We start from the raw sequence: 7,206 nt of genomic DNA, 5'->3' as shown, positions 1-7,206 counted from the left end.
CGGCGGCCGCCCAGTCCCACAGGTGCACGCCTTCTTCGTAGTACGCGTCGAGCCGGCCCTCGGCGACCATGCACAGATCCAGCGCACACGAACCCAGCCGCCTCAGGTCACGCACCTCCGGGAGCAGTGAGCATCAGGCCCGCCGCCCACAGCGCCACCAGCACGGGGCCCGCGCCGTCGTGTTGCGTCAGCGCGCCGATCGTCAGCCCGCCGGCCATCACGAGCGGCGCGAGCGCCACCGTCCGAACGGTCACGCGATGCCGGGTCAACGACGCACTACTGATCTCGCCGACCGTCCATCCGATCGCGAGTCCGGCACCGAGGAAGCCGGCCGCGACCGGTGTCAGATGAGCGAGCCGCTGACCGAACAGCGGCACGTACATGTCGACCATCGTCGCGGCCATCAACGCGCCCAACGTCAGATAGATCCATTTCACCGGCCCCGGCCGAAACACACTGGGCGGCAACACCGCGGCGTGCACGCGCTTGTCGACGGCCACGAACACCCCCACGAGCACGAAGCCGACCGCCACCAGAACGACGGTGACCCGCCCGTCGTGCGCCACGCCGGCGACACTGACCGACAACGCGCCCGCACCGAGCAGCAGCAGAGACCAGATCGGTATGCGGACGCGCGGCACCGGCATGGTGGTCGTGGACACCCGTGCGGGCAGCGCGACCGGTACCAGCGCCGACATCGCGATGGCCATCACCACCAACACACCGAAAGCCCAACGCCACGAACCGTATTGGGCGAACATCCCGCCCACGGCCGGACCGACCAGCGTGCCGACACCCCACATCGCCGAAACCAGCGCCGACGCTCTGGTCCACAGCGAACGGGGCAACGCGGTGTTGATGACCGCATACCCGAGGCCGGCCAGCACGCCACCGGCGGCGCCCTGCACGGCGCGTCCGACGAGCAGCGATTCCATGGTCGGCGCCGCCGCGCATCCGAGGCTGCCGAGCCCGAACACCGTCAGAGCCGCCAGGTACGCCAACCGCGGACCGAGGCGCATGAGTACCGCATGCACGGTGGTCGCCGCCATCACCGAGCCGACCAGGTAGACCGTGGTCACCCACGCGTAGAACCGTTGGCCGCCGATGTCGGCGACCGCGCTGGGCAGCAGGCTGATGGTCAGGAACTCGTTGGTGGCGTAGAGGGCGACACCACCGGCGAGCACGGTCGCGGCGCCGAGATTTGCCGGGCCGAGCAGTACACGCCAACTGCCGGTCCCGAGGGCCGTGCTACCGGCTTCGGTGTCGGTCACGGCCTCGACCGTAGGACCTCAACAGCCGTTGAGATCAAGAGTCACTTGAGACCTGCGGCATCCATACCGCGGAGTTCCTTCTTCAGGTCGGCGATCTCGTCGCGGATCCGCGCTGCCAGCTCGAACTGCAGATCGCGCGCAGCGGTCATCATCTGCGCGGTGAGTTCCTTGATCAGGTCGGCCAGTTCGGCTCGCGGCATGTTGGTGGTGTCGCGGCCCTCGATCACGCCCGCGCTGACGGCACGGCCGGGTTCACCGGGCGCCCGCCTGCCCCGCGACGCGTTGCGACCGGAGCCGCCGACCTCGACCGCCTCGGTGTCATCGGCCTCCCGGTACACCTGGTCGAGGATGTCGGCGATCTTCTTGCGCAACGGTTTCGGGTCGATGCCGTGCTCTTTGTTGTAGGCGATCTGCTTCGCCCGGCGACGCTCGGTCTCGTCGATCGCCTGCTTCATCGAGTCGGTCATCGTGTCGGCGTACATGTGCACCTCGCCGGAGACGTTCCGCGCCGCGCGACCGATGGTCTGGATCAGGCTGCGCGGCGATCGCAGGAACCCTTCCTTGTCGGCATCGAGGATCGCCACCAGCGACACCTCCGGCAGGTCGAGACCCTCGCGCAGCAGGTTGATGCCGACCAGCACGTCGTATTCGCCGAGGCGCAGCTGGCGCAGCAGTTCGACGCGCCGCAGCGTGTCGACCTCCGAGTGCAGGTAGCGGACCCGGATCCCCATCTCCAGCAGGTAGTCGGTCAGGTCCTCGGCCATCTTCTTGGTCAGCGTCGTCACCAGCACGCGTTCGTCGCGTTCGGTGCGCTTGCGGATCTCGCCGATCAGGTCGTCGATCTGGCCCTTGGTCGGTTTCACGATCACGTGCGGGTCGACGAGGCCGGTGGGCCGGATGACCTGTTCGACGAACTCGCCGCCGGCCTGGCTGAGCTCGTAGGACCCCGGTGTCGCCGACAGGTAGACCGTCTGGCCGATCCGATCGGCGAACTCCTCCCAGGTCAGGGGGCGGTTGTCCACCGCTGAGGGCAACCGGAAGCCGAAGTCGACGAGATTGCGCTTCCGGGACATGTCGCCCTCGTACATGCCGCCGATCTGCGGCACGGTCACGTGTGACTCGTCGATGACGAGCAGGAAGTCCTCGGGGAAGTAGTCGATCAACGTGGCGGGCGCGGTGCCGGGACCGCGGCCGTCGATGTGGCGCGAGTAGTTCTCGATGCCCGAGCAGAAGCCGACCTGGCGCATCATCTCGATGTCGTAGTTTGTGCGCATGCGCAGACGCTGGGCCTCCAGCAGTTTGCCCTGCCCCTCCAACTCGGCGAGCCGCTCTTCGAGCTCCTGCTCGATGCTGGAGATGGCCTGGGCCATGCGCTCGGGGCCGGCGACGTAGTGGGTGGCCGGGAAGATGCGCAGTGAGTCGACCTTGCGGACGATGTCGCCGGTCAGCGGGTGCAGGTAGTACAGCTCTTCGATCTCGTCGCCGAAGAACTCGATACGCACGGCGAGTTCCTCATAGGACGGGATGATCTCGACGGTGTCGCCGCGGACCCGGAAGGTGCCGCGGGTGAACGCCATGTCGTTGCGGGTGTACTGCACGTCGACCAGCAGCCGCAGCAGACCGTCGCGGGGCACCTCGTCGCCGACCTTGAGCTCGACGGAGCGGTCCAGGTACGACTGCGGTGTGCCCAGGCCGTAGATGCAGGAGACCGACGCGACCACCACCACATCGCGGCGGGACAACAGGTTCGACGTCGCCGAGTGGCGCAGCCGCTCCACGTCGTCGTTGATCGAGCTGTCCTTCTCGATGTAGGTGTCGGTCTGGGCGATGTAGGCCTCGGGTTGGTAGTAGTCGTAGTACGAGACGAAGTACTCGACGGCGTTGTTGGGCAACATCTCGCGGAGCTCGTTGGCGAGCTGGGCGGCCAGCGTCTTGTTCGGCGCCATCACCAGGGTGGGGCGCTGGAGACGTTCGATGAGCCAGGCCGTGGTGGCCGACTTGCCGGTGCCGGTGGCGCCGAGCAGCACGACGTCCTTCTCCCCCGCGCGGATCCGTCGTTCCAGTTCGTCGATCGCGGCCGGCTGGTCCCCGGCCGGCTCGTATTCGCTGACCACCTCGAAGCGCCTGCCGGTGCGGACGATCTCGTCCACAGGGCGGTACTCCGAGTGCGCAAGCACTGGGTGTTCGGTCGCAAACGCCATTTCACCAGGGTAGAACCTGACACCGACACGTTCCCTTCCCGCAGCGGCCCGCGGCCGGGGACCTGCGCATATCCTGGTCGGCATCCATCCTCCCAAGCATGAGATCTTCGACGTCGCGGCCGGCACGAACACCGATCCGAAAGGGATCGTCCGGGCCGTCGACGTGTACACCGTCCAGCCGTGGGGGCTGTACATGGCCCGGCCGGCTCCCGGACGGGCGCAATTCCGCTACCTCGAGTCGTGGCTGCTGCCCGCACTCAATCTGCGGGCCACGGTGTTCCACTTCAACCCCGGCCACAAGCGTGACCAGGACTACTACCTCGACGTCGGCGAGTACCGCCCGGGTGCGTCGCGCTGGGAAGGCGTCGACCATTACGTCGACCTCGTCCTGCGCACCGGCCGCGACGTGCAGGTGACCGACCTCGACGAGCTGGTCGCCGCGCTCGCCGACGGCCTGCTCAGCCCGGAGGCCGGCGAACGGGCGGTCCGCACCGCCGTCAGCACCGTCGAGGCTCTGGCCCGGCACGACTACGACCTTCACGCCTGGCTCTCCCACCTCGGGATGCCGCTGACGTGGCGCGGTGCGTAACGGTTTGCTGCGGGTTTACGATCTTGATCCTGATGCCAACGACTGCGTATGCAACCGGACAAGCACGAACGGTAGTCTCTCGTCACATGGTTCCCGCCACGCGCACGCGGGCCGCTGCCGTCGCCGTCGCCACGCTGGTGGCCGGCGTGCTCACGGCCCCGACCGCCTCGGCTCAGCCGGACGACCCTGCCACCGAGATCCAGCCGGCCCCCGTCGAACCCGTGGTGCTGCACAACGTGCTCTACCGCGCGCGGGCCGACGGCACATCACGCGGCGCGGTGGTCGCGTACAAGATGGACGACCAGAACGTCAACAGCGCGCAGCCCACGCTGCTGCCCGGACAGACCTTCGAGATCAACGCCGTTCTGGCCGACCCGACGAAGGCGGGGATGGAGCTGTCGATCGAATGGCCGTACGGGTCCAACCTGCACTGTGAGATCCTGGTCGACGACCAGATCGTCGCCAAGGCCGACCAGTTCATCGCGCCGCGGCTGCGCACACCGAAAGACGATCCGCTGTACGGCGTGCTGCAGTGCGGCGCCCCGTTGAACCTCCCGATCGACGGCGTGGCACCGCCTGCCGTCAGTCCGGACGCACCGGACCCGGCTCCGCCGGCGCCGGATGCGCAGGCAGTGCCCGCGGCCTAAGGTCGCCAGCCGGTGGCGTCCGCCCACTCCCACGCCCGGCGGTAGCTGTCGAGGAACCACGGCTCCTTGGCGTCGGCGTAGGCACCGGTTGTCGCGTGCCGTTGCGCGGCGACGCGGCGTTTCAGTTCGAGGTAGTCGGCCCGCGCGCCGGGGTTGTCCTTGAGCCAGTCGACGAACAGCAGCGCGAACTGCTGGCCGGCCCGGCCGTCCACCCGGAGGTGCACGTTCGTCGGGCGGCCGGGATCGGCCGAGCAGTACAGCCGCTTGTCCCACTGGCCGGCATTCTCGGTGTGGTCGATCTCGGCGACCGTGCTGCGGGGGTCGGGCTTGCCGACATCCGCGGTGATCGGGGTGCGGACGTATCCGGCGGCCCGTAGCGGGTCGGCCAGTTCGTCGGCGACGTCCAGGGACGCGACGGTCACCTGGACGTCGATGACGTCCTTGGCGTCCAGGCCGGGCACGGCGGTGGACCCGATGTGGTCGACGCGGAGGGCCCGGTGACCGCAGGCGGTCCGCAGCCGGGCCAGGATGCGCTGCGCCTGAGCGGCCCACTGCGGGTCGGCCGGCACCGGCTGCGGCGCCGCCGGTGCCGGGGTGCCGGTCTCGAGGTTGCGGGCGAACGGTTCGATCCGGGTGTGCCACAACGCGCGCGCCTTCTCCACGAGTTCGGCGGCGCTGCCCGAATTGTCCAGCCAGACATCGGCGACGACACGGCGCTGCTCCTCGTCGGCCTGTGCGGCGATGCGCGCCCGGGCATCCTCCTCGGAGAAGTTCCGGTACTCGATGAGCCGTTTGACCCGAATCGCTTCGTCGGCGTGCACGATGATCACCAACGGGAACATCGGCGCCATCTGGGATTCCACCAGCAGCGGGATGTCCTCGACGATCACCGCGTCGTGTGCGGCCGCCTCGATCAGTTCCGAACGCCGGTGTGCGACAAGAGGATGCACGATGCCGTTGAGCGTGGCGCGCTTGTCGTCGTCGCTGAACGCGATGGCCGCCAACGCCGGGCGGTTCAATGCGCCGTCCGGCAGCAGGATGTCCTCACCGAACGCGTCGACGAGTTTGGCCAGCCCCGGTGTCCCCGGTTCGACGACCTCGCGGGCGATCACGTCTCCGTCGACGACGATGCCCCCGAGCTCGCTGAACGTCGCCGACACCGTCGACTTGCCCGCCCCGATACCTCCGGTCAACCCAATGCGCAGCACCGCACCAGTGTGGCAGGCGGCCTGTCAGCCTTCGACACCCGTCAGTTCGATGGTCTGGTGGGGCAGCGTCGTCTCGGCGACCACGGCGCCGTTCGCGAGGTCGACGGCCACCAGCCGGCGCAGCTGCGGATCGCTGACGTAGGCCACGTTGTCCTGCACGTGCAGGTTCGGCATCGGGGACTGCCACCGGTCGGGTTCGGTCCACTCCTCGATCGCGGGGAACCGTCCGGTGCGCTGCGCGCTGACGGGGTCGAACACGTGCAGTGCGCCGTCGGTGCCGAGGATGACGGCTTCGCCGGCGGCTCCGCGGTCCAGGGAGCGGAAACTGTAGCTCGTCTCCAACGGCACCACCCGCAACGCGCCGGTCGCCGTGTCGGTCAGCGTGAACCGTTGCGGCCGTTCGATGTCGGCGTCGGGTTCGGTCTTATAGTCACCGAGCACCACCGTGGAGGACGTGCTGCCTGCCTGATTTCCGATGCGGCCGTACGGGTCCGGGCTGGCGATCTTCCGGATGTCGTTGCCGCGCACGATCAGTAGCCCGTCCTCGCATCCGAACGTCAAGATCCCGTCGGCGGCCGCGGCCTCCCCGTGCAACCCGGGGCACTGATCGTTGGACGCGATCTCTCGTCCGGCTGCGTCGAGGATCGCCAGCCCGGTGCGACGTTCGTCGTCACCGACACTCAGCACCACCGTGCCGTCTTCGCGGGCGACCGCGACGCCGTGGTGAGGCGTCGTCGTGACGACCGTCCGGGCGTCGCCGTCTCCGTCGAGCAGCGCGTGCGGATCGACCACGTCGACGGCCCCGGTCCCGTCGCTGAACAGGGTGAGCAGCTCGTCGTGCGCGACGACGTGTCCGGGCTCGTCACCGCCGAACCGCACGTCGGTCAGCACCGGCTCGGTGGTGTAGTGGTGACCGTGGTCGCCGTGGGCGTCGGTCCACGTTCCCATGTCCAGCACGGTGAACCCGCCGCCCTCGGAGACCAGGACGTGGCGTCCGTTGCCCGCGGCGTTGAGTCGGACGAAGCCGTCGCGCGGGATGTCGGCGACCTGGTTCAGGGTCGCGGCGTCGAGGACCAGAAGCCCACCGTCGTAGCTGAGCGCCAGTCGAGGCGTCGCCGAGCCCTGTTCGGTCGGCGCCGGCGGGACCGAGGGGTTCGCGGTCGGGCCGGCGGGCGGGGCACCTTCCGGTGCGGCGCAGCCGGCACCGACAAGCGCCACGGACAGGACAGCGAGCAGTCGAGTTGTCATCACGACAGCGATCCAACCGCTTAATGAAAATCATTGTCAAAA

Annotated in this window: 5 protein-coding genes and 2 pseudogenes; 2 read left to right on the top strand and 5 right to left on the bottom strand. The window is 68.7% G+C overall.

Translation table 11 applies throughout. The features are described 5' to 3' along the window. The 3 genes and pseudogenes from ASJ79_RS31415 to uvrB all read right to left on the bottom strand — a co-directional run. A pseudogene (locus ASJ79_RS31415) lies at positions 1 to 127 on the bottom strand (inositol monophosphatase family protein); the annotation flags it as partial. Further along, positions 117 to 1,271 (bottom strand): annotated as a pseudogene (locus ASJ79_RS22525) (MFS transporter); the annotation flags it as partial. The pseudogenes ASJ79_RS22525 and ASJ79_RS31415, both read right to left, overlap by 11 nt. 41 nt (positions 1,272 to 1,312) lie before the next feature. Further along, positions 1,313 to 3,472 (bottom strand): excinuclease ABC subunit UvrB, encoded by a 2,160-nt coding sequence (uvrB, locus tag ASJ79_RS22520; RefSeq protein ID WP_067960124.1) that lies wholly within the window; start codon positions 3,470 to 3,472, stop codon positions 1,313 to 1,315. Between the two features lie 82 nt (positions 3,473 to 3,554). Between uvrB and ASJ79_RS22515 the strand changes: the two genes are divergently transcribed. Next, complete coding sequence (locus tag ASJ79_RS22515; protein WP_082753996.1) at positions 3,555 to 4,061, top strand: DUF402 domain-containing protein; 507 nt, start codon at positions 3,555 to 3,557, stop codon at positions 4,059 to 4,061. Positions 4,062 to 4,147: 86 nt separating this feature from the next. Continuing rightward, a complete protein-coding gene (locus ASJ79_RS22510; protein ID WP_067960120.1) occupies positions 4,148 to 4,708 on the top strand; it encodes a hypothetical protein in 561 nt (186 codons plus the stop codon). On the opposite strand, the gene coaE is transcribed toward ASJ79_RS22510, so the two are convergent. Both coaE and aztD read right to left on the bottom strand, forming a co-directional pair. Next, positions 4,705 to 5,916, bottom strand: a complete 1,212-nt coding sequence (gene coaE / locus ASJ79_RS22505) for a dephospho-CoA kinase (RefSeq protein WP_067960117.1) — start codon at positions 5,914 to 5,916, stop codon at positions 4,705 to 4,707. The two genes, ASJ79_RS22510 and coaE, sit on opposite strands and share 4 nt — an antisense overlap. Before the next feature lie 24 nt (positions 5,917 to 5,940). Continuing rightward, entirely contained in the window at positions 5,941 to 7,164 is a 1,224-nt protein-coding gene (gene aztD / locus ASJ79_RS22500; RefSeq protein WP_067960141.1) for a zinc metallochaperone AztD, read from the bottom strand. Positions 7,165 to 7,206: the final 42 nt, after the last annotated feature.

It is taken from the genome of Mycobacterium sp. NAZ190054, assembly GCF_001545925.1.
Taxonomy (GTDB): Bacteria; Actinomycetota; Actinomycetes; order Mycobacteriales; family Mycobacteriaceae; genus Mycobacterium.
The sequence above is the reverse complement of the archived record's forward strand: the minus strand, read 5'-3'. Positions and strand labels throughout refer to the sequence as shown.